This is a genomic window from Nocardia aurantia (assembly GCF_009604425.1).
In the GTDB taxonomy this organism is placed as follows: domain Bacteria; phylum Actinomycetota; class Actinomycetes; order Mycobacteriales; family Mycobacteriaceae; genus Nocardia; species Nocardia aurantia.
In genome coordinates, this window is record NZ_WEGI01000006.1 from 278,866 (window position 1) to 303,531 (window position 24,666).

Below are 24,666 nucleotides of genomic sequence, written 5' to 3' on the forward strand. Positions count from 1 at the left end.
ACTCACGAATGTCGTGGGAGTGAGCACGGTTGTGTGCCCGCCGAGTGCACCGTCGCGGTATGCCTCGATGAATCCCTTGTCCTGGGTCACGCTACACCCTCGCAAGGGGATCGTCGCCTGCCAGGACGCGGCATGCGCCGAAGACCATGCCGTCCTCGTGGTCGAGCTGCGGATTACCGTCCGGGTAGATGTTTTCCACGACTTGGCCGTTCGAGCTGTCCAACAGGTCGGCAACCATGTCGGTCAGCAGGCTGTCAGCATCCCGACGCCGCAACCCGAGTTCCTGAATCGCCTTCTTATGAACGAGGATCTGGATGGAATCGATCCATCGGCAGCGACAGATTGCAACTGTCATTCCTTCCGGACGCGGCGCACCAACGGCGGCCAGGTCCGCGGCCCTCCGGCCGCCCAGCAGACGCTCTCTCCGATAGAACCGCGCCATCGACTCGTGCCGAATCTCGTGCTCTCCCTTGGCCTCCGGCGCCACTCCGCGCCAGCTTTCCAACCACGGTTCCTCGTCGTGCGCCGAAGCACTGAACTCGTCACTCGTCATCGACCCATATTGCCGGAGAACCAGAGCGGTTATGTTCGAGGCGATCTCGTCCAATCATTCGTCGATAGCTTTCATGACCTCCTCGGCGATCGCTTCCTGTCCCTCGAGATTCGGATGAAGTGGCATGAATTGCGTGGGCAACAGCATAGGCTCGACGAGGCGGCGATCCCGAGGCTGACAGGCATCTCGACCATCCGATGCAACAGACATATCGACGTAGATAGAGTCAGTCGCTTCTGCCGCTTGCCGTATGGCATCGTTGAGTACCACTTGCAAGTTGCGTAGATAGGGAATATCTGCGGGCGCCACTAGCATCTGTGGGATACAGTCGCCGGACTCGGGGACAAGCCAGGGGTAACCCACTACGAGAACCGCGGCATGCGGTGCGGCATAGTGGATAGTGGAAAGGGCGCGTACCAGATCAGGGTAGGTTGTCGATTTTATCGAATCCACGAAGCTGGTTCCGTAGAAACTCTCACACGGGTTCTCGAACTGCGGAAGGTTCGCCAGCTCACGCGCGCAACCCGTTGCCGCAGTGCCGAAAACGGCCTGATCGTTTCCACCTATCGTCAAGGTGACCAGGTCGGTCCGGTCGTTGAGCACGATCAGTTGAGGCGGTATGCCCGATCCCTGCTCTCGGTAAAGATCAGCGGTCTCCGCTCCCGCGCAACTCACATCGGTCAGAACGTAGTTTCGCCTGTTCGCGATGATATGAGCGAAATTACGCTGTGATCGCGTGCAGATCAGCGGAGAGTCCGGCACGAGCGGCAGAACTCCAGCTGCCGCACTGAAGCTGTCGCCGAGGCTGGCATATTCGACCGAAGGCGCGTCGTGCGCCGGAGCATCGCGGATCGACAGAGCCGTAATCGCCACGATGCCGGCGAAGACGTTCGCGAACTTGAAGGACTTTTTCATTTCGGTACTCCGATCTCCAAAGGACAGGTCATCGCGTTATTTCCGACCGCCAGTGCTGCAAAAGGCCGTCCGCTTGCGCCGGATTCGGCCGATCGGGCCTGGCAATATGCGCGGGTCGCCGGTCGAACGTCGGCAAGCCCAAGAGTCTCGACAACTCGTCGATGTTTCGTGCCGCCATCCACCGGGTCGCCAGCCGACGACCGAGATCGAACAGCGTCCCCGGTTGCCGTACCGGCGACTTCAGCGAAGACCCGTAAGGGAGATTGGCGAATATGGTTCGTTCTCGAACTGCCGGGTCACGAAAGGGCCGGGGCCGGAACGGGATCGGGGGTAGCCCAGGGTGAACGGCAGGCAACGCCAAGCCGCCCAGGCTCCGATAGGGCCTCGGTCCGTACAAATCGAGAACCAATGCATGATGCGGGAGAAATACCTCGTATGGCACTCGGTGGTGAATCGCCCCATCGAACAGATCGTCCAAACCGGGAGCCGGCGGGAGCACGCCTGGAATCCGCGTGGCCGCGACCAGCGCATCCGCGACGAGCATATCGTCCAGACCGAGCCGCCACAGATCCTGGGGCAGGAACAGAGTGCCCCACCGCGCTGAAAAAACAGTGATGATGAGGGAAGACCTCCCCGTGTGCACAGACCGCTCCCCGGGTGCGTCGGACAATGCGAAATCGGCGAATGACCGGTCTGCTACGACAGCCCTGGCCACGGTACGGATATCGGCGGCCGGGTAGAGAGTCCGTCGTGCGATCAACGAACGCACGTTGGAACGGCCCAGTACCTGTTCGCCGGGGAATCGGACCGCAAGTTCGCGCATGTGCGCGGCCGGCATACCGATTGCCGCAGCGGCCGCTGCGATCGCACCGCCGCTGACACCCAGTACGATCGGCCGCAGCACCGACACGGCCTGTCCCGCTGCGGCTTCGACGGCGGGCTGGAGGGTGGACATCGCATCGATCGCACCGCTGAGCATGCCCGCCATCATCGGTAGCTGACGACCGGCTGATCCTGCGAGAACGCGAAAAGTCGTTTGCTGCACCACTGGCTAGGATGCCTCTTGGTCGGCGCGCAGCGTCTCGACCTCGGATCGGATCAGCGCTGCCAGCGTGCTGCGGAAATCCTCGATCGAGGAGGAGGTCCGCTGCGCCGCAGCAATAAGTGGCGCGGTATCGGTCGGCGCGCCGAAGATGATGCGAATGTCCTTTCGCCAGAAAGGCATCCACCGAGTCCTGGGCAGCGGCACGACGTCTTCGAAGCCGCCCAAGTAGACCGGGACGAGTAGGGGGGGCTGCGCCGATTCCGCGACGAGCCGAGCTACTCCCCACTTGAACCGCAATGTCGGTGTGCCCTGGTTGATCCTTCCCTCCGAGAAGATATTCACCACACCACGGGAATCAAGAACGGAAATCGCCTGGTCGATCGCAGGCTGGAATATGCCGTCACCGCGGACGGTGGCCAGCACCTGCGCGAGCGAACTCATCGACGACGTGACTGCGTTGGTGAAGCATAATTCGGCAGCACCCAGGCTCCAGCGCATCAGTCGGGGCCGCAACAGCATCGACCACGGCAATACTCCCCACATCAGCGGATCGTCCAGTGTGGATCGGTGATTGGGCACAACCAGCACGCCTGCGGCGCGAGTCGGGTCGGAAACCGTGGCGACGAATCGGGAGCATCCTCGAACAGTCGCCGATCTCGTGCCCAGTGCCAGCCCCGTCTTCGCAACGATCCCGATCAAGGCGAACATGCATACTCTCGCTGTCCCGATCAGCCGCCGCCGGAGCCCGAGCGACTCGCTGTGCACCCGCACTACCGAGTCCCGGCTGCTCGTGGTCCTCATTCCTCTCGAAGACAACTCCGAAAGCGCCCTGATGTGGCTGATCGCCATCGCCCCTCCGCAAATAGACGTCAAGTTCACGAAGACAGTACGGTTTCGGCGTCGGCTCACTCAATCCCCAATTGTTGGGGAGTTACTCCACATCCCCGAACAAGCGACCGATCGGTGTTTTATTTCTGTTTTGCCCGCATTGGGTCGACGGCGCCTCGCCACGGACCGGTGCCTCACCGAAAATTGGGGACCACATACGGCTGCGAATACAGATATAATTCACTCTTCCGAACGACCGACGAGGGGGTCCGATGGGCGGCACCGACACGGAGACCATGTCGCAAAATCGAGAGAGCCGTTTTTATGCATCGTTCCAGGGTGCGATCGGGTTGATCGGCGGTCCGATCCGATTATTGTTTTTCGAAAGAAACTATATCGATGACACGACACGCGTCACCAGGCTCGTAGCTCGGTTCATCGGCCTGGGCTACATCATTTACCTTCCCTTACTCTTCAAAGACATTCGGGCGAATGCGGGCTTTCTCGCCGTTTGGTGGACTCCCGCAGCGGTAGCGGCAGTTTTCATCCCGCCCGTCGCGCTTTTCGTACTGAGTTATCGGGAGTCGGTCGAGGCGATCAATCGTATCGCATGGATAATTCCACCACTTTACCTACTGTCAGCTTGCACGTGGCTCCTCGCCTGGGACGGCCGGTTCACATCCAGTCCTCCGTGGATATCCGCCATTCCCGCGCTGGCCGCGATGTCGGGAGCCGTCGTCTGGAAACCCAGGTGGACAATACTCTACCTGCTCCTGAATATCTCGGCCGTCCAATACCTGGGTCAGTTCCGGGCCACCGAAATAAGGTCGCCTCTCCTCTCGGATTGGCTATTCTCTTTCGGTTTCTCACTCCTGTATGTCGCTGGAATTCTGATAATAATGCACACCGCACGCGTTCTGGACGCCACCAGAGCGGCAGCGCACGCGGCAGCCGCCCACACGGAGATCCTACGAAAGCACGAATCCGACAGAATCGAGATGCGATCGTTCCTGCATGACGGCGTCATATTCGGCTTGACCATGGCTGCGCTCGGCGGCGACGAGGTCCGTAATTATGCCGAGGACATACTCGAGGATCTGGACCAGGATATCGAGATCATCGGGGAGGAAAGTTCGACAGAGTTACTTAGCCTGAACGGAGCAAGGCAGCGAATCGAGGAGATCGTTCGCAGATTCGATACCGAGGCTGACCTCGTGCTTATCGATGCCTATGAACCGAAACTAGCCTTCGAGGCCCGAATCATCCACGCGATACGAATGGGGGTCGGAGAGGCGGTCAGGAACAGCTTACGGCATGCAGGCACCACAGCGAGACGCACAGTGCGGATCGAGCCACGACACGACGGATTGTGTGTGGTGGTAGCAGATGATGGTATCGGATTCGACCCAGCGATCGCCGAAGAAGGTTTCGGGCTCGGACAGATGCGGAAGCGCATGGCACGTCAGCAGGGCGGAGAGGTGAATATCGCAAGCACGCCCGGTGGCGGTACGACAGTGTCGCTGCTGTGGCGAGAACCCGAAGCGACCAGGATTGAAGAAGTATCCGATGTCCGCGCGCTGCTCGGCATGGGGTCTCCGCAAGCGTGGCTGGTCACCGGCTTTTTCTACGCTGGCGTCGTCGCTTTGGCGGTGGACGCAACCGCTGCCGGGATGTGGTGGCAAACAATCGGAGCACTGGTTCTCCTGGCGTTGGCGGTCTGTGGAATATTATGGGCTCCCGGTGATCCGCTTCCCGTATCCGTCGCTTCGGTCATCGCCGTCTTGGGTCCGATTGCCCTTGGAGCGGTGCTGCTTTCGTCACCGCATGCCGCTACGATCCACCAGTTGTGGCCTGCCAGCGGGTTCACAGCGGTAGCAACGTTCATGTGTGTACGAGGCCGCACATTGTCGGCATGGATCATGATCACGGCCACTGTAGTCATCGCGGGAATATGGTCGGCGCTCGCGGGCACCGGGCCGGGGTACGGCATATCGTACTCTGTCATCAATTTCGGCCCGATCATCATGGCCGCCATGTTCGCCAAGACAATCCGGCCGGCCGCAGAGGAAATCTATCGGCTGCGCAAAGGCTCGATTCACGAACATGCCAAAGCCGAGGCAGCGGCGACGGCAATCGACGCGAACAACGCTCAACTTCGTGATCTGGCCAGAGAAGCTCGGCCCCTGTTGCTGCGCATTGCACGCCCGCTTCCACTCACCTCGGAAGAGCGTACTCAATGCGGAAATCGCGCAGAAAAATTGCGGGACCATTTACGAGCGATCGGTCTTGTCCATCCCCTCGTCGATCCCGCCTCGGCCGCAGCCCGCGACCGGGGTGTGGAGGTGAACATGCTGGACGACGAAGGCATGGACAACGTCGACGAAACGATCCGGCACGAGATTCTCCGTATGATTGCCGACGAATTGAACCGTGCACGGGACGGCCGCATAACCGTCCGAATAGTACCACCTGGCCGTACCAGCCTGGCCACCGTCGTCTCATACTCGAACTCCACAGTTCGACGCGTCAACTTCGATATGGCGGGCCGGGCGAGAACGATGTGACGGACGCTGCGCTCCAGGAGCGAATCATGCGACAATGCGGTCGGCACTGAACCGCACATACCTGCGCGTCACACCGTGCGCGCGCCAAAACAGAATTCGGAGAATCGCCGCCTATGAAAACAGATTTTAATATTCGAGACAAACCCAGAAGAATTGGACTCGTCGAGGGGCATCTGGACATAATACGTGATTACTTGAGTGCGACCGTTTCGAACTGCCCGGACCTGGAGATCGCAATGGGTGCAGAGACAGTGCCTCAGCTCCTACAGCGAACAACGCAACTCGACCTGGTAGTCTTGGATCTCGCACATCTTCCCGACAAATCGACACCAGCGGACAATGTTATGGCGCTACAAAATGCAGGTATATCCAATACGATTGTCCTGACTTTGGGAGATGACCGACGGCTGGTGCAACAAGCAGCCAAAGCCGGCGTACTCAGCATCGTACTGAAGAAAGCTTCCAGAGATGTTCTCGTAGAGGCGTTGCGGGCCGGTGTCATCGGGGATCCGATGCCGACCGCCGATTGGGCGGCATCCATAGACCACGACCCACATGCACCCGAATGGAAACCACAGGAAAGGGTGATCATCGAGCTGTTCGCCTCGGGCCTGCTGGCCGCGGACATCTCGGCCATACTGAAAATTACCGGTCCGGAACTAACTGCGGAAATCAGAAGTATAATCAAAAAGTACCGAAACGCGGACAGCAAAATTCCACAGCTGTCCCCCAAGGAACGAGAGGTTTTTCGGCTGTATGCATACGGGCAGGGCGCTAAGGGGATCGCCCAGAGTCTGGGTATAACCAATAACACAGTTTGGACTCACATCAAGAAGGTGAAGTACAAATACGAAAGAGTCGGGCGCCCTTGCAATACGAGGTCCGAGATGCGGCAGAACGCTATTGCTGATGGCATAATTCCCGAACCATGATGCTGGGATTACTACCCGAGCATGCGGCTTCGGCGTTTGCCCGATCTCGGTGTCCCCGAAACCTGGTGACACCTAAAATTGGGGATATCATTATCTGGTGACACCGCAAATCGAGGACGTCAACTTTCGGTGATTATCATCGACCTTCATCCTGGATACGATGGTTTCGACAGAGATCGTCGATAGCGAGCCGGAACATTCGGCGTCGTGAAGTTGGAGGAGGTAGTCGTCGATGCCCGGGTCGAAAGGGGACGGTGTCCGGCACGCAGAGGCACAGGTGATCTGTGCGATCCATGGCCCGGATTGCCTGGCATACGTTCGTGCCGATGATCGTCCGGATCATATTTTGGACTTCCTAGACAGACAGATGAAGTTGTTCGGTAGTGGACACTGGGATATCAAGGTCACACTCAATCTGCTGATTGTTATCGCAGGGGTCGCGATTTGCGCCGCCATGGTTGCGTTCGTGCTGATGTCCAGGGCCGCGCAGTTGGCCGGAGGCAATCCGTTGCAGGCGTTGGTCACCGGCGTTTTGGGAATCTCTGCGACGACCGCTGTCTATCGACTCAGAAAGCATCGAGCTGCGCGCAAACGGGCGACTGCCGAGCTCGACCGACCCATGGATGCGCCGGTATCTGAATAAGGCGCCGTGCACCACCTCGATCGTGCCGGCCGGAGCCGATTGACGGCTCCGACCGGCAGCGGCACACAGAGAGCGGGCCGGGCGGCGCGGGTGCGGACGAATCAGTTCGAACCCAGGGTTGCGGCCAGAGCGTTCCCTGCGTCTGGGTATCGATCGATCAGGATGGATACCGGCGATTTCGGCGTGAGAGATGTCGCCTGCCATATGGTTTCGTAGCCCAATAGGGTAGCGAGGGCGATACATGTCGCCGGATGGGCCGCCAGCATTGTTGTGAGCGGGCCACTCGGCGCGGCAGTCTCGGGAGTGGTCGGAACGGACGGCGCCGACGCAGACCAGGGCGGGGTCCAGGTGTCGAGGGCGGGGAGGGTGGGGGGGAAGGTGCGGGCGGCTTCGCGGATGAGGGTGGGGACCAGGTCGGCGGCGTGGTTGCGGAGGTTGGTGATCAGGCCGGGGAGCCACGGGAGGAGGACCTTGTCGGGGAGGGTGCCGAAGGATTTCGACAGGATCTCGACGACGAAGGGTTTCAGGGTGGGGGCCGGGTCCATGGCTTGGACGAAGCCGAGGATGTAGTCGGGGAAGGTGGGGAGGATCAGGGGGTTCGCCAGCATGTCGTCGCAGCGGTGGCGGAGTTCCGGGAGGGACAGGAGACCCAGTTGATAGCGGGCCGCCCAGAGGAGGGCGATCTTGGCGGGGGCCTCCGGGTGGGATTGCTGGACGGCCAGTTCCAGCTGGGTGTGGTCGCAGCCCAGGGACAGGGCCAGGTTCTCCATGCCGAACAGGAAGCCGAGCATGGCGGTGACCTGGGCGGGGCCGGTGTCGTCGGCGACGAAGGCGGTGGGGAGCAGGGTGCAGTAGTGGGCGTAGCCCGCGGTCACGAATCTCGCACACCAGTCCGGTAGTCCGGTCGCGGTGGAGCGGAAGTAGTCCAGTAGGGCGCGGATTCGGCGCAGGACTTCGGGGGCGTCGTCCACGCTGCGTTCTGAGGCGAGCAGTTCCACTGCGCGGGAACCCAATTCGTCGGCGAGGCGGACCGAGCCGAGGAAGACCAGGGCGTCCTCGACGGCGGCCAGGGCGACGGCGGCGGTCGCGCCGGATTCGTTGACCGCCTTGCGGAGTCGTTGTTCGAGGACCTGTTCGATCGTGACGCCCTCGTAGCCGAGTTCGACCAGATAGCGCTGGTATCTGCCGAGGCCCAGATCCCAGCTCTCCTGGATCGACTTCTCGCCCAGGCCACGGGAACCCATGATGGGGCGGGCCGCGCCGGACGGGAGGAGTCTGCGCAGCAGCCACAGCAGGTCCGAGCAGGATGCCAGGTGGGGGTCGGTGCGGAGGTCCAGCAGGGCGCGCTGGAGGGTGCGTTTCGACAGGTCCAGGCCCAGGGGTTGCAGACGATCGAGGACGTCGCGGGCCAGCGGGGGCAGCGCCGCGTAGCCGACCTGACCGATCCGGTCGCCGCCGAGCAGGATCTCGCACAGGCGCTTCACGTCGCGCCGGCCCGGTACCCGATCCTTCTCGATGCAGGTGATCGCGGCATCCTGGAAGTCGTAGGGGGTGGGGCGGGTGCGGTTGCGCATGCCCGCCAGCAGGATCGAGGTCTCGAACACCGCGATGGCGTCGGCGGTGCTGGCCAGGTAGCCGTTGCGCCGGGCCAGCCGGGCGATGTCCACCGACCACTCGAGCAGTTCGGCCTCGTCCAGCGGGTCCAGCAGTGGCGGGGTGGACAGGAAGCCGGAGAGCCGGTCGGCGGGGGCCGCCGGGGCGGGGGTGGTGGTGATGGGCTTGCGCTTCGCCGGCTTCTTCGTGCCTGCTTGGCCGGCCAGGCGGAAGGGCTGCAACTTGCTGCGCCGCAACGCTTTCGACCAGGTCGCGGCCGCGATCGAGACCGCGCCGCCGGCCAGGCCGAACTGGGCCTCGATGGCGGAGTGGCTGGACGGGATGAGGCCGTAGTGCCAGACGGTCTCGGTGCGGGGGGTGATCTCGAATTCGGCCCGCGATTCCAGGCCGAACTGCTCGACCCGGCTCGCCGCGTGCGCGGCGCCGCAGACGTACAGGCAGCGGTCCGGGTCGGTGCCGGTGGCGGCGAGGTGCTCGCGCATGCGGGTCCACATGTAGCGTTCGCGGTCCTCGTCGACCGCGGTGCTGCCGCGCCGCAACCGGCGGAACAGGCTGCCGATCATCACCATCACCTGGCGGTAGGTGTCGTAGTCGGCGCCGGCCAGCGGCTGTTCGACGTACTGGTCCCACCATTCCGACCAGTGCCGGACCTTGCCGTGGTGCAGCAGGTACTGCTCCAGTTCGTCGAAACGTGGTCGCAGATCACCGATTTCGATGCCGACCGCGTCGCCGTGCAGGCCCGATTCCGGGTCCGGGGCGGCACCGGACTCCGGTTCGGTTGCGGGGTCGGGGTTTTCGTCCTCCCGTGGCGCCCACTGGAAGACGTGGTCGGTGGAGCGGTCGACCAGGACCAACTCCACTCCGGGAGTGTCCAGCGCGTAGGCGATGGCCTGATATTCGGCCGAGGCCTCGGTGATCGGGGCGACGATCGACAGCGGCGCCCACTGGGCCGGGAACCCCTCGATCCGGCTGGCGAACGCCTGCAACGCCACCGGGAGGGTGCAGTTGCTCAGCTCGTCGATCAGGGGGCGGAGGTCCTCGCACAGCTCCAGGTAGACGACCTGCGGGCGCTTCTCCCGCAGGCGGCGCACCATCGCGAGGCCGGAAGCCGGCGAATGATGGCACACCGGAAAGATTTCCAGCCGCTCCGACAGCGCGCGGTCCACATCGTCGACCATGCCGGTGAGGATGTCGCCGGCGACGCCGGTCTCGGCGAAAGCCGCAGCCGCGGAGGCCAATTGGTCCCGCAGCGCCGCGAAGGTGGCGGCCGGGGCCACCTGCTCCGAGACGGTCACGACAGCCTCGCGATCGCGGCGCGGCCACCCTCGAGGAATTCCCGCCAGTCCGGGCCTCCGGACTTGGTGCGCGGTTCCACCACGCCGTGCAGGTATTTGTTCAGAATGGCCAGGTCCTCGGGCTGGCGGCGGGCCAGCGAACCGATCAGCGATCCCGCGAGCGTCTCCGCGCGCAGTTGCCGGTCGCCGAAGAACTGGCTGTGCAGGATGGCGTCCTCCAGGACGCCGATCTGCTCGGCGGTGGACAGCGCCGATTCCAGCTTGTCGTCGTCGGCGCTCGCGGCGGCCGACGCGGCCCGCAGATCGGCGAAGCTGTCCAGCAGGATGTCGAGCAGGGTGGGCGGCAGTTCCAGTTCGATGCTGTGCCGGCGCAGCAGTTCCGAGGTGCGGAAGCGCACGATCTCGGCCTCGCTGCGCTTGTTGGACACCACCGGGATCCGCACGAAGTTGAACCGGCGCTTCAGCGCCGAGGACAGATCGTTGACGCCGCGGTCGCGGCTGTTGGCGGTCGCGATGATCGAGAAGCCCGGCTGTGCGAACACGACATTGTCGTCGTCCAGTTCGGGGATCGAGACGTACTTCTCCGACAGGATGGAGATCAGCGCATCCTGCACATCGCTGGTGGAACGGGTGAGCTCCTCGAAGCGGCCGATGACCCCCCGCTCCATCGCGGTCATGATCGGCGACGGGATCATCGACTCCCGCGACTGGCCCTTGGCGATGACCATCGAGATGTTCCACGAGTACTTGATGTGGTCCTCGGTGGTGCCGGCGGTGCCCTGCACCACCAGCGTCGAATTGCGGCTGATCGCCGCGGACAGCAGTTCCGCCAGCCAGCTCTTGCCGGTGCCCGGGTCGCCGATGAGCAGCAGGCCGCGGTCGGAGGCCAGTGTCACGATGCTGCGTTCGACGAAACTCCGGTCGCCGAACCACTTCTGCTCGATCTGCCGGTCCAGGCCGTCGGCGCGTTCGGAACCGAGGATGAACAGCCGCACCATCTTCGGGCTCAACCGCCAGGCGAAGGGCTTGTGGCCGTCGTCGACGGACTCCAGCCAGTCGAGTTCCTCGGCGTATTTGACTTCGGCGGGGGCGCGCAGGATTTCGGTCATGGTCGGTCTCCTAGTCGAGAAAGTTCTTGAGTTCGTCCACGAGTTTCTGGATGCGCCCCGAGATGACCGGGGTGCCCAGGGCCTTGAACCGCTCGCGGAACCACGGGTTGACGCTCTGCTGGTTGGAGCTGTTGACCGAGCCGACCGGGATCAGCTTGACCCCGGACCGGTACACCGCCTCCATGCTCTGGAACAGCGGTTGCGAGCGGTCGAACTCGTAGAAGTCCGAGATCCACACCAGCACGGTGTTTCTCGGATCGGTGATCTTCGGTTGTGCCATCGCCATCGCCACCGGGCCGTCGTTGCCGCCACCCAGATTGGTGCGCAGCAGCACCTCGAACGGGTCGTGCACCCACGGGGTGAGGTCGATGGCGCGGGTGTCGTAGGCGATGAGGTGCACGTCCACCTTGGGCAGGCCGGCGAAGATCGAGGCGAGGATCGTGCAGTTGACCATCGAGTCGGTCATCGAACCCGACTGGTCGACGACCACGATCATCCGGGCGGGCGTGGTGCGCTTCGCGGAATGCTTGTAGTACAAGCGATCGACGTAGAGGCGCTGGTCCTCCGGATTCCAGTTCGGCAGGTTCTTCCAGATCGTGCGGTCGGTGTCGAGATTGCGCAGGATCCGTTTGGGCGGCACCGACCGGTCGACCGTGCCGGCGCTCGACTGCTGCACCTGGGTGCGCAGCACCTGCGCGACCTCGTCGACGTAGCGTCGGATCAGCGCCTTGGCGTTGGCCAGCGCGACACCGGACAGATTGTGCTTGTCCCGCAACAACTGTTCGATCAACGACATGCTCGGCGTGAGCTGCGCGGCCAGCCGGGGATCGGCCAGCACCTCGCGCAGCCGCATCCGGCCGACCAGATCGGATTCCAGTTCGGCGAGGACGCCGCGCACCGAATCGCAACCCTCCGGGCCGAGAGCCCGGCGCAGCCAGCTCGCGTCGGCCTGCCAGCCGGACAACTGGTCCGCGCTCACCGAGCCGGAACCGGTGGCGAAGATGTTCAGCAGCAGTTTGGAGGCCAGCGCGGCGGTGCGGACGTCGCGGGCCCCGACCGTTCCGGCAACCTCGACGACCGAATCGGAGCCGGAATCCGTTGCCGCCTTGACGGTTTCCGACGGCTCTACGGAATCGGACGCCGCCGTTACGGTTTCCGGTTCCTCAGCGGAATCCGTTGCCGCCGTGTCAGTTTCCGGATCAGCGGCGGGCTCTGGCGCGCCGGCGGCCCCGGGCGCATCGGTGGGCTCGGGCGCATCAGTGGGCTCGGAGCCGGCGAGGTCGATCTGCTCGAATTCCGGCCCGAGATCCGGAAACCGTTGCACCACATTGTCGATGGAGACGCCGCGGTCCAGCACGACCAGCGGCAGGCCGATGTCCCTCACGATCGCGGCACCGGCCGACTCCAGGGCGGGCGACGGCTCGTCGCCGAAGATGCCGGCCAGCAGGCGCCAGTACAGCACCTGACGGCGGGCCTCGTGACCGGCCGCGGCGGCCGGTTGCGGGGATACGGTACTCATTTGCGCAGCAGCCTTCCCGCTCGCTCCCGGAGGACCGCGATCGAGTCTCCCGACTTCGCTTGCGCCTTGGCCACTTTCGGATCCGTCGGGCCCAGCGCCCAGTCGCCGCCGTGGATGGTGACCATCTCGCCCTTGACCTTGCGGCGCACCGCGAGCGGACGCAGCGACCACTGGCCCGCGTCCCAGCGCAGCAGGCCGAGACAGGCCGCGGAGTTCGACACCGCCACCGGCGTGAGCGGGCCCGATGCCGGCAGCCGGTCGAGTTCGAGCCGGAGGGCGTGCTCGCCGAGGCACAGCACGCCGTCGGTGACGCGGTATCCCTCCAGGAAAACCGGTTCGGCGATGTGCACCGGGTCGCGGTCCAGTGGCGGCACGGCCGGGGCGACCGCGTCGGCGAACTGCACCGTCGCGGTGGCGAACGGGTCCGCGGCGGTACCGACGGCCGCGCGGTCGTCGTACCACCACAGGTCACCGCTCGCGGACAGCGGCATATCGGTGATGTCGAGGGCGCGGTGCTCGGCCAGGGCCGTCAACAGGTGTGGATGCCCGCTCAGCAACTGCCAGACCGTGGGGCCGACGATGGTGTCGACCTTGGCGGCGCCCACACTGATCCGTACCCGGCGCGGGGCGGCGCCCGACGCCTCCAGGACCGCGTACACCTGCACCTGGACGGCGGTGCCGTGCTCGTGCACGTCCGCGCCGAGGATCAGCAGCCGGCCGGAGACCGGTGCGGTCTCGAATTCGGTACCGCGCCAGGACAACAGCAGTGCGCGCGACCACAGGTCGGCCCAGCGGCGGGCCGGCACCCGCTCCATCGCGGCCACCGGATCGCAGGCCCGCAACTCGGCGGCCAGACCGTCGAGCAGCACCGCCGGACGGCGCAGCGACGGCTCCGCGAGCAGCGCCTCGACCGCGCGATCCGCGGACGCCATGAGATCGTCGTCGATACCGCACCAGCCGGCGATGGCGACCTCGGCCAGCCAGGCACGGCTGCTTTCGACGGCGAAGTGCTCGGCCGGGCCCGTGTCCGGCGACTCCCAGCCGGCGCGGGTGCGGCCGAGCGCGGTGTCGAGCCGGTCCAGCAGTGCGTCGTGCACGGCGCCGTTGATCGCCGAGCGCGCGGCGGCCAGGGCCGCGAGCCGCTCCCGGCCGACGACGCCGGTGCTCAGATCGGCGACGGCCGCCGCGACCGGCGCGCCCAGCGGCGATCCGGCGACCGCGGCGGCCAGCGCCCGCAATGCCGTGGACTGCCGCTCCCCCACCCGGGCGAACCCGTCGACCAGCGCGTCGTCGAAATCGGCGACCACCTGCTGTGCCTCGGCCACGCCGGCGGGCGCCTCGTCGAGCAGGGCGCCCAATTGCACTCCCATCATCAGCGACCCACCCCCGCCGGGAACCAGTGCAACTCGGGTATCGGCGTACTGGTACCCGGCAGCTCCAGATAGGTGAGGTGCCGCAGGAACCGGGCGAAGACCGCCGCGGCCGGCGCGGGATCACGAGTTCCGTTGAGGCTGTGCAGGATCGAGCCGCCCTCGGGCACCTCCACCCGCAGATACCGAGCGACGCGGTCCTCCCCGTACTGCAGCACCGCCTCGTCGACGAGCGACTGCAGATGTTTGCAGGCGTAATTGCCCGACAGGCCACCGCACGGCCGATTGTTGTTGGTGCTGCAGCTCAGCCCGTGCGTGCCCGCCGTGATCGAGGCGACGTAGACGCGGGCGATGTCCGAGCCGCTGGACACCACGCCCTGCAGCCGGCCGTCGGCGAGCTCGACGAAGGGCACCTTCGCCAGTTTGCGCGGCGCCACCGCCGCCACCATCGGCTGCGCGGCAACGCGCGCCGGATCAAGCGTAACCGCTTGTGGGTCAATGATTTTCGAGACCACCTGTAGCCTCCCGTTCGGTCGCGATGGGACAAACATAGGTCATCGCACCGACAAGTTCCGGACGGGGCCGAGGTCGTCGGTCGCGGGCCGACAATGGAACAGCTGACGGGTACAGTCGGGCGCCGGAGACTGCGTGCTCCGGCCGCACATCGAACCTGCGCTCTCCGCACGCATCCCACACAAGCGATTCCGGCCATATCATTTGGGGCAGGCCGCTGAGGCGAGACTCGTCGCCGTCAAGGCAGCGGTGTGCGCCGGTGGCGTTGTCGATCCAGGACGACAGTTGCGCTTCCGCTTCCGGATGTCACCCATACCTCGTGACCTGCAAGCATTTCGGCTGGGTCCGGAGTGGGACGAGTAGGACGAGGCCGTGGTCCGGCGTCGGTCGTATGGTCGGAGACCGTAGGCCGCTGCCCGCCTCCGTCGGGGACGGGGCGGTTCGCGGTGGACGCAGGGCCGATCATGCCTGTTTTCGGGAGTCCGGCTCGGCGGTGGGCGCGAAGTAATCACCCGGGTGGTGGTACCTGTTCACTCGGGGCTGCCGGGCCGGGTCGATGTGTGCTGGTGGAATCCATTGGGTACGACCAGCATTGCGGTTCCCGGCCTCGACTGTGCCGGTTTTCCACGCGGTCGCGCTCGTCCCGGCCTGTTGGTGGTGCGGTTCACACACGAACGTCAACTGGTCGGCGTCGGTGGTACCACCGGCGGCCCAGTCGGTCCGATGGTGTACCTGGCACAGGAACCCGGGTTTGGTGCAGCCGGGAAAGGTGCAACCGACGTCGCGGGCGTGCATGATGATTCGCTGATCCGCGGTCGCGATTCGTTTGGTGCGGCCCAGGTAGAGGGGGCGGCCGTCGTGGTGGTCGAACAGGGCTAGGTAGTGGTGGGCGTGGGACGCCAGTCGTAAGGCGTCACCGATGGAGATCATCGCGCCACCGCCGGTGGCTACCGGTGGGCCGGAGACTACGACTGGTCCGGTGCCGGTGCCGGTCCCTGTGCCCGTGCCTGCGGGGGTACCGACGGCGGTGCCGGTCCCTGCGCCCGCGCCCGCGCCTGCGGCCACGGGGGCACCGACGGCGGTACCGGTGGCGCTACGGGTAGCGGTGGCGCTGCCCCTGGCAGTCACGGCGCCGGTGGCGATGCGGGTGTCGGGTGTGACCTGAGCGACGGCGTCCTCCAGCTCTTGCAGGCTCATCGACACGATCATCGTCACCGGCAGACCACGATGCTGCCCGAGTTCACCCGAAGCGACACAGTTCCGCAGAACGGCTTTGAACGCATCGTGCTGGCGTTGCCCGGCAGTACGCGAATCACGTTGCACCGCCGCCTCATCCGGTTCGGCGTCGGTGACCGGTGCCGGGTCGCCAGGGTTGAGGACACCGGGCTTGGCCCACTTGGCGAAGATCGTCTCGAGCAGGGCACGAGTTTCCGGGTCGACGACCATTGTGCACGTGGTCATCAGATCCGGGCCCTGGCGGCCCATTGTGAACGTCCGGCGCCGTTCCCGATCCACATCGGTGAACGTCCCGTCCGGGTTGACGATCATGTCGAGCCGGTCGGCGACCTTACGCAACTGGTCCGGCCGCATCTCCCGCGCCAAACCCGCCAGCATCGCTTCGGCTTCCGCCCGTTCCGCGGCATCCACCACCGCCGGTAACCGGTGCATCGCATCCCGAATGATGCTTACGTGCGCGGGGGCCAGTACACCTTCGCGATACGCAGCGGCGGTCTCCGGAAGTGGTGGATGAAGGCTTTCACCGGTCATTGCGGTGCGAGGTGCGAGGTCGTCGGCGGCTCGCCAGCGGGCGCGGGCTTCGGCGGGGGTGATACGCAGTGTGTCAGCGAGGGTGTCCACCAGATTGTTGGCCGGGAACTCGGTATTCGACCACTGCTCACGCATCTGCGCCGTCCATTCCAGGCTTACGGCGGGCAGCATCCGCACCACCGCCTCCACCCGCCGGATCACCGTCAGGCGATCCCGGTTCGACCACAACCCGGTCGCCAGCTCCGACACCCGGACGGCAGCAGCCTCCAGCGCACAGAGAACATCCTCCGCAGCAGGGTCGGCAACGGCTACTTCCGGACTCGAACACATGAGCTAATTCTAGCTGCCGCAGAATCGGACACGCCAGCAGAAAGTCACCGCTACCAGCACATTCGGGCGTGTCGAACCCCTACAAGGAGTGCGGCGACCGGAGACGATGATCGGTGCCACATCACCTCCGAATCCGCCGATCACGACAGCGACAGCGACAGGGACCACAGCGATGCGAACGCGGGCCGACAGTGGCCGGACGGACCGTCCCGCCGATAGGTTGGAGCCATGCTGATTTGGCTCAACGGACCTTTCGGCGGCGGGAAGACCCAGACCGCGCAAGAGTTGCGCCGGCGGCTGCCCGGCAGTGTCGTGTGCGATCCGGAGGAGGTCGGCTTCGGACTCCACCGGATGCTGCCGCCCGCGTTGCGCGGCGACTTCCAGGACTTCCCGAGCTGGCGGCAGGGCGTGTACGAGGTTCTCGATCATGTGCTCGCCAGGCACGACGGTGTGGTGATCGCGCCTATGACCGTCGCCGACCCCCGGTATTTCGCCGAGACCGTGGGCCGATTGCGCGCGGCCGGCCACGACGTCCGGCATTTCGCGTTGCTGGCCGAGCGGGACACGGTGCTGGACCGTCTCCGCGATCGCGGGCTCGGGGTCGCGCCGATCCTGCGGGCCGTCGGCCGGGCCGATCTGCTGCTGCGCCGTGAGCGGTTCGCCGTGGACAAGCTCGACTACTGCCTCGAGCAGTTGAGCAAACCGGAGTTCGGCGAACATATCCGGACCGACTCGATCCCGGTGACAGCGGTCTGCGACCGGATCGCCGGGACGATCGGCGTGAATCTCGTGCCCGATACCGACAGCCGAATTCGGGGCAAGCTGCGTCGGACGGCCGTCACGATCGGCCATATCCGGAGGTAACCGGATCTCTGGCGAATCACCCACGACAACACCCATCACCCGACGTACAATCACATCAACCGACTTGTGACACAACGTCGAGCCGGTTGCGCATACTCCATGATTATTCGACCAGATAACCACCGATCGAAGCCGACCGAGCGGAACCCGACGTTCCGCCGATCGGAAGAATGATTGCCGGTCGGTCCCCGATCAACCGGAGGGTGAAATGGCGAATCAAACGTTGACGAAGCTCGGGGGCTGATGGTGTTCGAATAGCCCGGTCCGCTGGACCGATCAGAAGGGGTGTGTTATGGATCAGCAATTACTACCCGACGAATTGCGGGCCGATCACCACATGCGTTTCACGGCTACCGACTATCCGGTCAGCCAGGTCAATCCCGTCACCGGCTACCGTACTGCATTGTACCGATCGGGCAGTGATACGGATTTCATCGGATGGATCGAGCTGGTGAACGATCACAGCACCGCCGGATACATCTTTTTTCAGCGGCCTGTCACCGGGCCGGGCCTCAGCGAATCCCGTTATGTCATCCTGGATGTTCTCCCAGAACTACTCGATCCGCTGCTGAGAATTCTGCACAGTGACGAGCCGCTTCAGGTACGTTTCTTCCAGGGCTCGGACGACGCTGATGCGGTCGCATTCCTGGAGCATCGACAATAGGATCACAACGATGTCGGGCCGCGCTGCTGTGCCTGCTTGTAGACGGTGAGCATGTGGTTCAGGTGCCGCGACTGCCTCGGCTCGTCGCGGAAGGGCGCCAGCGCGGTTCGCAGGTGGTCGATCCGGCTGCGGTCCCGGATCAGCTCGCGCAGCGTGGCGGCCATGGCGTGGATCGACCCGTCGGTGGCACACGCCCCGCCGGCGGGCAGGGTTTCGGACAGGTCGGGGTCGCAGAAGAGGACCGGCAGCGTCGTGGCGACGGCCTCCAGCAGGACCATGCCCTGGGTGTCGCAGTCGGAGGTGAGGAGCAGCAGGTCGGCGGCGCGCATGGCGCGTAGGCACTCGGCCTGAGTGACCTCGCCGTGCAGTCGTACGCGGTCCCCCAGGCGGTCTTGTGCGATCACCGCGCGGGCCCGGTCCAGTAGCGGCCCGGTGCCGTAGAGGTCCAGCACGCAGTCGGCGGTCAGGCGCACCAGTTCGATCGCCTCCAGGGGACGCTTCTCCGCGGACAAGCGGCCGCACCACACCATCCGCAGTGGCCCGGCCGGTGCGGGATCGGTTCTGCGCGTGGCATTCTCGTTGTCGTCCCGCGCGCCGCCGAGGATCCCGTCCAGTAGTTCGTCGGATATACCGTTGGACACCACATCGATCGGGGTCCGGACGCCGTGGCGTGACAGTCGCGTGGCGAAGTGCCGCGAGGGCGCGACGACCCGATCGGCGGCCGCGGCGTGCGCGAGCAGCGGGCGCCAGGCGAGGCGGGTGGTACGGCCGATACCCAGGCCACGTGGCACGGCAGGGCCGGGTAGGTAGTGGCCGTGCAGCAAGCGCATCGTCAGCGCGCTGAAATACGGTGCGGGTGAATACTTTTCGATGACCGTATCGTCGCGGCTCTGGAGCGTCTGCACGAGGGGAAGACCGTGCCGCCGCGCCGCGCGCACCGCGGCGACGCCGCAGCCGTAGGTGGTCAGCGCGTGGACGACATCGACCGGCGCTCCGGCGGTGAAGGCGGCGTCGATCGTGCGTGTGACGGCGCGGGTGGGCAGCACGATCGGAAGGCCGTTGGCCATCGAGAAGGGCTGGGCTCGCAACCGCACGACATCCGGAACGCCGGTGCCGTTCACGGGATCCACGGGTCGCCGGATGTCGGCGCCGGTAGCATCCGCCGTCTCGGCGCCTCCCGAATTCGTTGCGGGAGGGCAGAATACGGTCACCCGGTGACCGGCGTTCCGCAGGCCGGCGGACAGGGCGCGCAGGGCGGTCTGCGCACCGCCGAGGGTGTCCGGATGGAAGTCGCTGAACAGGGCGATGTGCACGGGATCCGCGCTCACACCGTCGCGGCGACGACGAGGCGTTCGATCGTGTCGGCCGCGGCGCCGACTCCGTTCTCGGCGGCGGCGAGGGCGCCGAGTTCGGCCGCGCGGGTGACGGATTCGGGTGACAGGGCGCGAACGAGGGCGCGGTGCAGGCGATCCTCGGTCAGGCGCGGGTACGGGAAGTCGTCGCCGATGCCGAGCGCGGAAATGCGCCAGCCGTAGAAGAACTGGTCGCTGTGCACGCCGATCACCACTGCGGGCAGGCCCGCTCTCAGCACGTCCTGGGTGTTGCCGCTGCCGCCGTGGTGGACGACGGCGCGACAGCGCGGCAGCACCCGGTCGTAATCGAATGATCTCACCAGGTGGACGCGCCGGTCGTGGCCGGTGCCGTAGGGCAGGTCGTCGCCGCGCAGGGTGACCAGAGCCCGGGCGTCGAGCCGGCGGCACACCGCGGCGATCAGTTCGGTGCAGGCGGCCGGGTCGAGGACCGGCATGCCGGTCATGCAGAAGTAGATCGGCGATTCGCCCTCGTCCAGCCAGTCCGTCAGCGCCGGATCGAGGGACTGCTCGCCCCAGGCGGCGCGCAATCGTTCGGGCATGATCGGGGCGCCGACCACCGTCGAACGGTCCGGCCAGTCTGCAGGTTTCGGCAGCAGGATCGGACTGACCATGTGCACCAACGGGATCGAGTCGTCGCGCAGTCTGCGGAAGGGATTGCGGGGGCCGCCGGGCAGGCCGTTCAATTCCCGCATCCGGCGATCGACCCGCCGGTACGCGAGGCCGTAGGCGGTCTCGAAACCGGTGTAGCTGGCCCGCCGCAGCCACCGTGGCGACACCATCCGCTTGACCATGAACGACGACGGGAACTCGGCGGTCCGCTCGAGCGGGTACGGCAGGCAGCCGACCACGGTCTGCCCGGTCTTCTCCCGGCGCTCCATCGCCCACGGCAGCGTCGACGCGCAGGTGACGATCGCGTCCGCCGAATCGCATGCGGCGCTGAGGACTTCGTGGATCTGCTCGCCGCGCTCGCCCGCGATGATCCGCACCGTGTCCCGCATGATCTTCACGAAGGGCAGGGTCTTGCCGGACGACAGCGCACGTTTGGCGGCGGGCGTCTCCAGCAGTTCCGCCGAGTTGAACGGGATGACGTGCGGTTCGAAACCCGCGCGCCGCACCACCTCCGCGTAGTTCTCGGTCGCGGTGATCGCCACATCGTGCCCGCGGGAACGGAATTCGTCGGCCAGCGCCAGATACGGCTGGTGGTCGCCGCGGGTTCCCGCCGTCAACAACGTGATTCGCATGCTGTCGTCCTCCGGTTGTGCGGTCTAAGCCCGTCGCGCCGAGATCTCGTCGAGGAAATCGAGGAGATGCCCGAACACGTCCAGCGCCGCGCCCCGGCCGATGAAGGTGTCCAGGTGGCCGTAGGACGGGATCTCGACGTAGCGGGCGTCGACGCCGGGGGCACGGGCCGCGAGTACGTCGCGACACAGTCTGTTCGAATCCTGCCAGGCCTCGTTGCGGCTGCCCGACAGCAACAGCACGGGGCAGTCGATCCGGTCGGCCTGGTCCAGGGCGTTCTCGGGCAGGTCACGGTACCGCTCGTCCGTGTCGTTCCAGCGGACCGCGGCGTGTGCCAACTCCATCTGCCGCAGATGCGGCAGCACCGACAGCGGGATCGGGCCGAACAGGTCGGCCAGCCGGTCGTGGGTGCGTGGATGCAGATGATCGTGTTCGAACAGCCGCACGCCCATCCCCCAGCCGTGGTGCACCATCCGGCAGGTCGGATCCGGGCAGTCGCCCTTGCGGGTGAGCGCGGCGTAGAGCAGCGTGCGGCGCGACCAGAGCCCGACCTTGCGGAAGTCGGAGTCGAGGTGGTGCACCCGGGAGGCCAGCAGTTCGCTGCCGAGCAACACCCGCAGCCGGACCGCGTTGCCGACCTTCGGGGTCAGGAACACGCCCTGCGCCACCACGCCCGCCAGGCCGGGCAGCCGGCCTGCGGTGAGGCTCAGCGCCAGCGCCAGCGCGCCGACGCAGTGCGCGACCACGAACAGCGGACGGTCGCCGATCCGGGCCCGGATCTGCGCGACCGCGTCCGGAATGTCGTAGAGCGCGACATCGTCGAAGGTGTAGGGGTCGCCGAATTCGTTGTAGCGCAACCGGCTACTGCCCCGCCAGTCGAGCAGCCACGGCTGGTATCCGGCGTCGGCGAGCACGTCGGTGACATTGCGGATCTCGTCGAGCGCGAACATCTCCGAGGACACCCCGTGACCGTGCACGAGCAGGACGGCGGGGCCGTCGCCGCTCATCCGGCGCAGTTCGAGGTCGAGGCCGTCGGCTGTCCGGAACGGAATCAGCTCGGCGACAGTTGCTTTCGTAACGGCATTCATCGGCGGGGCTCCTTGCGGGTGAGCGCGCGGCGCAGGTCCAGCAGATCGATCCCGGCCCGCAGCAGCGGTTCCGCGACACCCTTACCGAGCTGGCCGCCGAACCAGCTGAGCCACAACAGTTTCGCGAGTCGCTGTTGCCGCTCGGGCAGCCGCGGGTCGACCCGGATGCCGTCGACCTGATCGGCCAGGTAGGTGTCGGTGGGCACGGCGACGCGGCCGGTGTAGGCGACTTCGGTTTCGGCCGTGCCGATCTCGATGTCGATGGTGCCGAGTTGCCGGACCAGGCCGCGACCGGCGGCGGCGAACTTGTGGCCGCGCAATCGGTATCGCTGCGGCGGATCACCGAGGGTGAGTTCGTATCGCATCAGCGGATGCCGCGATTCGTGCCGTAGCGGAGTGCCCTCGTGCGGCCGGACCGTGGCCTGTCCGGTCACCGGTAGCGGCGCGTCGTGCAGTGCGGCACAGTCGATTTCACCGGTGATGTCGACGGTGCGGGTGGTGACCATCTGTGCGGAGTTGGCGATCGACAGCGTCAGACGCAGCGTGCAGGGGTATTCGGCGGTCTCCCCTACCGGAGTCACTGTGCCGGTCAGGGTTTCGCGGAATTGCAGATACGGGGTGTCCGATGGTGCGGCGACGGCCGCCAGGGCGGCCGACATGCGCCCGCGCGCCTGCGAACCGGTCACCGGGGCCGGGATTCCCCGGGCCGCGGCGAAGGCGTCAGTGCGCGTGGTGGCGGCCGGTGGGGCGGTCATCATCGCGGCGAGTTGCCGCCGGGCGACACGGCTCTGGAGGACCTGCGCCAGCGGTTCCAGTTCGGGTAGCCCTTCCGCCCGAATGGCTCGGACCACGTCGTCGCACCACTGCTCCCAGTGCTGGACGCGAACGCCCATGCCGCCCAGTGTGGTTTCGGCGATCAGGCGATCGAGTGACATCGGTTCGCCGCTGAGATGGTAGGTATGCCCCCACGCCGCGGGGGTGAGGACGATCTCCGTGATCACCCGGCTGACCCAGTCCACGGGCGCCGCGTTCAGATACCGAAATCCGGGTGCGGTGCGAAAACGCATGAGCGCCGCGGTGATTCCGGAGTTGAGGTCGCGCGGATTGTGCGCCCCGGTCTCCGGGTGACTGCCGATCCCGCCCGGGCGCAGGACCGTCGCGGTGAGGCCGTGGTCGCGCGCGCGACGGAGGGCCGTCTCGGCGGCCCACTTGGAGCGGTCGTAGCCGACGGTCAGCTCCGCGACGTTGGCGATCGGATCATCCTCGCCGAGCGTGGCGGCGTCGGAGCCGTTGAACACCGCGAGCGAGGACACGTGGTGCAGTGGTTTCGGCCGTCCGGTGCAGGCCAATTCGGCCAGGTTCAGCGGACCGTGCACGTTGGTGCGGCGCAGCGAGGGGTAGCCACGCAGGAAGTCCACTGCCGCACCCGCATTGACGATCGAATCCACGTCCGCGGCGAGGCTTTCCCATCGCTGCCCGGGCAGTCCCAGCCGCGGTGACCGGAGATCACCCGCGACCGCTGTCACCCGCCGCGCCACCTCCCGCGACCACGGGAGCGCGAAACCGCGCACAGCCTGTTCGAGGCGCGCCGCGGCGGCCGCGTCGTCGGCGGCCCGCACCAGGCACACGACATGAGCGTCGCTGTGCCGCAACAGATCCAGCAGCACATGGCTGCCGAGAAAACCGGTCGGTCCGGTGAGCAGAATGCACTGCGGCGCAACCATATCCGGCCGACCGACCAACGGCAGGCGATCGGCCGCCGCGAGATCCGCGAACATCAACGCGATCTCGTCGGTATCGGCATCGATCGCCGCACGGCCGGGCAGCACACCCTCTGCGCGCACCACCGAGCCTGGGCCGGTCGGCTCCGGCGCCTTTCCGGCGCCGGGCGTCGATCCGCCGGAACCCGGGACCACAGTAGTGGCAGCGCGACCATCAGACGTCACGGAATCAACTGTCTCCGAAACATTTCCATCGGTTGCTTCATCGCGGGTGGCGAGCCAGCGGCGGGCCAGGCGACGGGGGCGAGCGTCGAAGAACACCGTGTCGAGGTCCAGGTCGACGTGCAGTTCGCGGGACACCGCGGCGACGAATTCGACTGCGGCGACCGAGGTTCCGCCCGCGTCGAAGAAGTCGGTGCCGGGGTCGATGGGGGTCGGGGTGAATCGGTTGGCGATCACGGTGATCGCCGCGCCGAGTGCCTCGAGGTCTGCGACAGCATCGGTGTCCACCCGTGCGGTCGCGGGACCGGTGGCCGAGTACGCCTGCATATCACCGACACTCGGAGGATCGGATATGGCCTCGACGCTCCGCCGTGCGGTTACAGCATCAGGCACGGCCTCCGAGTCCGGTCGTGTTGTGGTGGCATCGGACACGGAACCAGGGCTCGTTCGCGCGGTTGCGGCACCGGACGCGATCTCGACGCCCGGCCGCTCCGTTAC

At 65.9% G+C, this 24,666-nt stretch carries 19 protein-coding genes; 5 read left to right on the forward strand and 14 right to left on the reverse strand.

Annotated features, from left to right (window positions below):
* Positions 1-91: 91 nt before the first annotated feature.
* The 4 genes from NRB56_RS15365 to NRB56_RS15380 form a co-directional block, all read right to left on the reverse strand.
* The gene (locus NRB56_RS15365; RefSeq protein WP_153342656.1) at positions 92-553 is read right to left on the reverse strand and encodes a Panacea domain-containing protein; all 462 of its coding nucleotides are present in this window, start codon (positions 551-553) and stop codon (positions 92-94) included.
* 54 nt (positions 554-607) lie between these two features.
* Complete coding sequence (locus NRB56_RS15370; RefSeq protein WP_153342658.1) at positions 608-1,468, reverse strand: SGNH/GDSL hydrolase family protein; 861 nt, start codon at positions 1,466-1,468, stop codon at positions 608-610.
* Between the two features lie 28 nt (positions 1,469-1,496).
* The gene (locus NRB56_RS15375) at positions 1,497-2,447 is read right to left on the reverse strand and encodes a patatin-like phospholipase family protein (RefSeq protein WP_153342660.1); all 951 of its coding nucleotides are present in this window, start codon (positions 2,445-2,447) and stop codon (positions 1,497-1,499) included.
* Positions 2,448-2,519: 72 nt separating this feature from the next.
* Entirely contained in the window at positions 2,520-3,221 is a 702-nt protein-coding gene (locus NRB56_RS15380) for a lysophospholipid acyltransferase family protein (RefSeq protein ID WP_194290867.1), read from the reverse strand.
* Positions 3,222-3,613: 392 nt separating this feature from the next.
* Between NRB56_RS15380 and NRB56_RS15385 the strand changes: the two genes are divergently transcribed.
* From NRB56_RS15385 to NRB56_RS15395, 3 genes are all read left to right on the forward strand, one after another.
* Positions 3,614-5,905 (forward strand): sensor histidine kinase, encoded by a 2,292-nt coding sequence (locus NRB56_RS15385; protein ID WP_153342663.1) that lies wholly within the window; start codon positions 3,614-3,616, stop codon positions 5,903-5,905.
* 113 nt (positions 5,906-6,018) lie between these two features.
* On the forward strand, positions 6,019-6,837 hold the full coding sequence (locus NRB56_RS15390; RefSeq protein ID WP_153342665.1) for a DNA-binding response regulator: 819 nt from the start codon (positions 6,019-6,021) through the stop codon (positions 6,835-6,837).
* A 232-nt stretch (positions 6,838-7,069) separates the two neighbouring features.
* Positions 7,070-7,480 carry a hypothetical protein gene (locus tag NRB56_RS15395; RefSeq protein WP_153342667.1) on the forward strand — a complete coding sequence of 137 codons (411 nt, stop codon included), beginning with the start codon at positions 7,070-7,072 and terminating at the stop codon, positions 7,478-7,480.
* A 101-nt stretch (positions 7,481-7,581) separates the two neighbouring features.
* On the opposite strand, the gene NRB56_RS15400 is transcribed toward NRB56_RS15395, so the two are convergent.
* The 6 genes from NRB56_RS15400 to NRB56_RS39000 form a co-directional block, all read right to left on the reverse strand.
* Positions 7,582-10,389 carry a DUF5682 family protein gene (locus NRB56_RS15400; RefSeq protein WP_319943038.1) on the reverse strand — a complete coding sequence of 936 codons (2,808 nt, stop codon included), beginning with the start codon at positions 10,387-10,389 and terminating at the stop codon, positions 7,582-7,584.
* Complete coding sequence (locus NRB56_RS15405) at positions 10,386-11,498, reverse strand: ATP-binding protein (RefSeq protein WP_153342669.1); 1,113 nt, start codon at positions 11,496-11,498, stop codon at positions 10,386-10,388. Before NRB56_RS15405 ends, NRB56_RS15400 begins: the two co-directional genes overlap by 4 nt.
* 10 nt (positions 11,499-11,508) lie before the next feature.
* Positions 11,509-13,017: a vWA domain-containing protein gene (locus tag NRB56_RS15410; protein ID WP_153342671.1), complete on the reverse strand. Its 1,509-nt coding sequence runs from the start codon at positions 13,015-13,017 to the stop codon at positions 11,509-11,511.
* Positions 13,014-14,390, reverse strand: coding sequence for a hypothetical protein (locus NRB56_RS15415; protein ID WP_153342673.1), 1,377 nt, complete (start codon positions 14,388-14,390; stop codon positions 13,014-13,016). The genes NRB56_RS15410 and NRB56_RS15415 overlap by 4 nt, the downstream gene beginning before the upstream one ends.
* Complete coding sequence (locus tag NRB56_RS15420; RefSeq protein WP_319943039.1) at positions 14,390-14,824, reverse strand: hypothetical protein; 435 nt, start codon at positions 14,822-14,824, stop codon at positions 14,390-14,392. The genes NRB56_RS15415 and NRB56_RS15420 overlap by 1 nt, the downstream gene beginning before the upstream one ends.
* 538 nt (positions 14,825-15,362) lie before the next feature.
* Positions 15,363-16,997, reverse strand: coding sequence for an HNH endonuclease signature motif containing protein (locus NRB56_RS39000; RefSeq protein ID WP_227837749.1), 1,635 nt, complete (start codon positions 16,995-16,997; stop codon positions 15,363-15,365).
* A gap of 228 nt (positions 16,998-17,225) precedes the next feature.
* On the opposite strand from NRB56_RS39000, the gene NRB56_RS15435 reads away from it, so the two are divergent.
* Complete coding sequence (locus tag NRB56_RS15435) at positions 17,226-17,861, forward strand: AAA family ATPase (RefSeq protein ID WP_153342677.1); 636 nt, start codon at positions 17,226-17,228, stop codon at positions 17,859-17,861.
* Positions 17,862-18,153: 292 nt separating this feature from the next.
* Positions 18,154-18,525, forward strand: coding sequence for a hypothetical protein (locus NRB56_RS15440; RefSeq protein ID WP_153342679.1), 372 nt, complete (start codon positions 18,154-18,156; stop codon positions 18,523-18,525).
* Positions 18,526-18,527: 2 nt separating this feature from the next.
* Here NRB56_RS15440 and NRB56_RS15445 read toward each other — a convergent pair whose 3' ends face one another.
* The 4 genes from NRB56_RS15445 to NRB56_RS15460 are packed head-to-tail and all read right to left on the reverse strand — an operon-like array spanning position 18,528 to position 24,495.
* Entirely contained in the window at positions 18,528-19,853 is a 1,326-nt protein-coding gene (locus tag NRB56_RS15445; RefSeq protein ID WP_319943040.1) for a glycosyltransferase, read from the reverse strand.
* Entirely contained in the window at positions 19,850-21,139 is a 1,290-nt protein-coding gene (locus tag NRB56_RS15450) for a glycosyltransferase (RefSeq protein WP_153342681.1), read from the reverse strand. Before NRB56_RS15450 ends, NRB56_RS15445 begins: the two co-directional genes overlap by 4 nt.
* Before the next feature lie 24 nt (positions 21,140-21,163).
* A complete protein-coding gene (locus NRB56_RS15455; RefSeq protein WP_153342683.1) occupies positions 21,164-22,225 on the reverse strand; it encodes an alpha/beta hydrolase in 1,062 nt (353 codons plus the stop codon).
* Positions 22,222-24,495 (reverse strand): thioester reductase domain-containing protein, encoded by a 2,274-nt coding sequence (locus NRB56_RS15460; RefSeq protein ID WP_153342685.1) that lies wholly within the window; start codon positions 24,493-24,495, stop codon positions 22,222-22,224. Before NRB56_RS15460 ends, NRB56_RS15455 begins: the two co-directional genes overlap by 4 nt.
* Positions 24,496-24,666: the final 171 nt, after the last annotated feature.

What these genes read in the sequence shown, in the direction of transcription:
- NRB56_RS15365 (WP_153342656.1), bottom strand. Translation starts at nt 553, where the DNA reads ATGACGAGTGACGAGTTCAGTGCTTCGGCGCACGACGAGGAACCGTGG.
- NRB56_RS15370 (WP_153342658.1), bottom strand. Translation starts at nt 1,468, where the DNA reads ATGAAAAAGTCCTTCAAGTTCGCGAACGTCTTCGCCGGCATCGTGGCG.
- NRB56_RS15375 (WP_153342660.1), bottom strand. Translation starts at nt 2,447, where the DNA reads ATGCTCAGCGGTGCGATCGATGCGATGTCCACCCTCCAGCCCGCCGTC.
- NRB56_RS15380 (WP_194290867.1), bottom strand. Translation starts at nt 3,221, where the DNA reads ATGTTCGCCTTGATCGGGATCGTTGCGAAGACGGGGCTGGCACTGGGC.
- NRB56_RS15385 (WP_153342663.1), top strand. Translation starts at nt 3,614, where the DNA reads ATGGGCGGCACCGACACGGAGACCATGTCGCAAAATCGAGAGAGCCGT.
- NRB56_RS15390 (WP_153342665.1), top strand. Translation starts at nt 6,019, where the DNA reads ATGAAAACAGATTTTAATATTCGAGACAAACCCAGAAGAATTGGACTC.
- NRB56_RS15395 (WP_153342667.1), top strand. Translation starts at nt 7,070, where the DNA reads ATGCCCGGGTCGAAAGGGGACGGTGTCCGGCACGCAGAGGCACAGGTG.
- NRB56_RS15405 (WP_153342669.1), bottom strand. Translation starts at nt 11,498, where the DNA reads ATGACCGAAATCCTGCGCGCCCCCGCCGAAGTCAAATACGCCGAGGAA.
- NRB56_RS15410 (WP_153342671.1), bottom strand. Translation starts at nt 13,017, where the DNA reads ATGAGTACCGTATCCCCGCAACCGGCCGCCGCGGCCGGTCACGAGGCC.
- NRB56_RS15415 (WP_153342673.1), bottom strand. Translation starts at nt 14,390, where the DNA reads ATGATGGGAGTGCAATTGGGCGCCCTGCTCGACGAGGCGCCCGCCGGC.
- NRB56_RS39000 (WP_227837749.1), bottom strand. Translation starts at nt 16,997, where the DNA reads ATGTGTTCGAGTCCGGAAGTAGCCGTTGCCGACCCTGCTGCGGAGGAT.
- NRB56_RS15435 (WP_153342677.1), top strand. Translation starts at nt 17,226, where the DNA reads ATGCTGATTTGGCTCAACGGACCTTTCGGCGGCGGGAAGACCCAGACC.
- NRB56_RS15440 (WP_153342679.1), top strand. Translation starts at nt 18,154, where the DNA reads ATGGATCAGCAATTACTACCCGACGAATTGCGGGCCGATCACCACATG.
- NRB56_RS15450 (WP_153342681.1), bottom strand. Translation starts at nt 21,139, where the DNA reads ATGCGAATCACGTTGTTGACGGCGGGAACCCGCGGCGACCACCAGCCG.
- NRB56_RS15455 (WP_153342683.1), bottom strand. Translation starts at nt 22,225, where the DNA reads ATGAATGCCGTTACGAAAGCAACTGTCGCCGAGCTGATTCCGTTCCGG.
- NRB56_RS15460 (WP_153342685.1), bottom strand. Translation starts at nt 24,495, where the DNA reads ATGCAGGCGTACTCGGCCACCGGTCCCGCGACCGCACGGGTGGACACC.